The following is a 2,274-nucleotide window of genomic DNA, read 5'->3' as shown; positions in this document are numbered from 1 at the left end:
GCTATCACCGCTGGATGCAGGTCTCCGCCTTTGCCACGCTCGGCGGTTGTCCGGCGCTCAACGTGCCGGTCGGCTTCGACGGCAAGGGCCGGCCGATGGGAATGCAGTTGATCGGCCAGCCGCGCGGCGACCTGGCGGTCCTCCAGGCCGGCGCCGCCTATGAGGCGACGCTGCCCTGGCCGGCGGGGGCTGCCTGACGGGCTCAACCGGCTGGCGCTTGCGCCCGCGTCAACTCCGTGCATTGATCGCGCTCCGCGCCTGTCGGCGCGATCCTGTTCGAGGGAAAACATGTCGCTGGAACTCTACGCCGCCTATGTCGTCGCCTGCATCGTCATCGTCCTGGTACCCGGGCCGACGGTCACGCTGATCATCGCCAACAGCATCCGCCATGGCTCGCGCGCCGGGCTTGCCAATGTCGCCGGCACCCAGGCGGGGCTCGCCATCATGATCGCCATCGTCGGCATCGGCCTCAACACGCTGATCGCCGGCATGGGTCACTGGTTCGAATGGGTGCGGCTGATCGGTGCGGCTTACCTCATCTGGATGGGTGTGCAGATGCTCCGCGCCAAGGGAGCCCTGAACCCCGATGGATCGGCCAAGAAACCGCGCGGCGGCTTCTTCCTGCAGGGTTTCCTGGTGGCGATTTCCAATCCGAAGACGCTTGTCTTCTTCGGCGCCTTCTTCCCGCAGTTCATCGCGCCACAGGGCAATTACACGCTGCAGATCGTGGTCACGGGCCTGACCGCGATGGTCTTCGCCGCCATGTCGGATTCGACCTACGCGCTTGCCGCCGGCCGCGCCGGGCGCATGCTCTCGGCCAGCCGCGTTAAGCTGATGTCGCGGATCAGCGGCAGCTTCCTGGTCGGCGGCGGGCTCTGGCTGGCGTTCTCCAAGGCGAAATGAGAGCGAATACTCTGGTCGCAGTTATTTTTGACGCCTATTGAATAGTTGTGCTTGGCAGCACACTTCTTCAGGATGAACAAGTCAAACGTTTCCTTCCGGAATCGCTTGCTTATTTGGCAATACGAGTACAGCGACGCCGTGATCGGCGTCGCTTTCTTCTGCGCATTTGCGGCTACGAATCCATCGCCATCGTTGAGCTTCAGGCCAATCCGGTCATCGCCACTCAACGCGTGATGGGCGTGGTCGAATACGTCAGGGTGAAGCCCATCAATCCGTACGGCACGATCGGCCACAATCTATACTACACCTACGATCTGCGCCTTGATGACGACAACACACGGATATCTGTCGACGACGATGTGAGGCGACCCCCATCTTGTCGGCTCCGTCCTTCCCATCGAGCGACAGCACCACAAGCATGGTGTCGACACCTATCGGTTGCTCAACGGGTGACGACGTGTGCTCGCTTGGCCGCTTTGACAGTCAGGTGAGCCGCCCCAGCCGCTCCACCAGCAGCGCGAAGAACGCATCGTGGTCGATATCGCGCATGACCATGGCGTTCTTCTCGCGCTTGGTGACGCCCCACCAGTCGATCACCGTCATGCCCATGGTCAGCTCGGAGCTGGTCTCCACGCTGACATTGCAGCGGCGACCCTTGAACAGCTCCGGCTTGATGAGATAGGCGATCACGCACGGATCGTGCAGCGGCCCGCCGTCGGTGCCGTATTTCTCCTCATCGAAGCGCTCGAAGAACTCCAGCATCTCGGCGGTTGCGGTGCCGACCTTGGTGCCGAGCTGGCGGAAGGCCTGGATGCGCTTGGCCGAGGTCAGTGCCTTGTGGGTGACGTCGAGCGGCATCATCACGATCGGAACGCCCGACTTGAACACCAAATCCGCCGCCTGCGGGTCGACGTAGATGTTGAATTCGGCGGCAGGCGTGACGTTGCCGCCCTCGAAAAAGCCGCCGCCCATCAGCACGATCTCCTTGAGACGCGGCGCGATCCGCGGCTCGCGGATCAGCGCCAGCGCGATGTTGGTGAGCGGCCCGAGTGGGCACAACGTGATCGTGCCCGCTTCCTCGCGCATCAGCGTCTCGACAATGAAATCGACCGCGTATTGCTCCTGCAGCGGCATGGTCGGCTCGGACAGCTGGGGTCCATTGAGGCCGGTCTTGCCATGCACGTCCTCGGCGGTGACCAGCTCGCGCGCCAGCGGGCGGATGGCGCCGGCATAGACCTTGACGTCGGGCCGGCCGCCGAGCTCGCAGATCTTGCGCGCATTCTTCTCCGTGAGCTTCAGCGGCACGTTGCCGGCAACGGCGGTAATGCCGACGACCTCCAGCTCGGCGCTGCCGAGCGCCAGCAATATGGC

3 protein-coding genes are annotated in these 2,274 nt (G+C 63.6%); 2 read left to right on the top strand and 1 reads right to left on the bottom strand.

The genetic code is table 11. From position 1 onward, the window contains the following. Together EOA49_RS31615 and EOA49_RS31610 are read left to right on the top strand one after the other, a co-directional pair. The coding region (locus EOA49_RS31615) for an amidase family protein (protein WP_245460861.1) at window positions 1-197 on the top strand (197 nt) is incomplete at its 5' end. A 91-nt stretch (window positions 198-288) separates the two neighbouring features. Next, complete coding sequence (locus EOA49_RS31610) at window positions 289-903, top strand: LysE family translocator (protein WP_067318869.1); 615 nt, start codon at window positions 289-291, stop codon at window positions 901-903. A 483-nt stretch (window positions 904-1,386) separates the two neighbouring features. On the opposite strand, the gene EOA49_RS31600 is transcribed toward EOA49_RS31610, so the two are convergent. After that, window positions 1,387-2,274, bottom strand: an 888-nt coding sequence (locus EOA49_RS31600; RefSeq protein ID WP_164749375.1) for a nucleoside hydrolase, incomplete at its 5' end; no start/stop codon positions are given.

Origin of the sequence: Mesorhizobium sp. M1A.F.Ca.IN.020.04.1.1 (assembly GCF_003997315.1) — a bacterium.
Taxonomy (GTDB): domain Bacteria; phylum Pseudomonadota; class Alphaproteobacteria; order Rhizobiales; family Rhizobiaceae; genus Mesorhizobium.
Note: the sequence above shows the minus strand (reverse complement) of the source record. Positions and strands in the feature narration are given on the sequence as shown.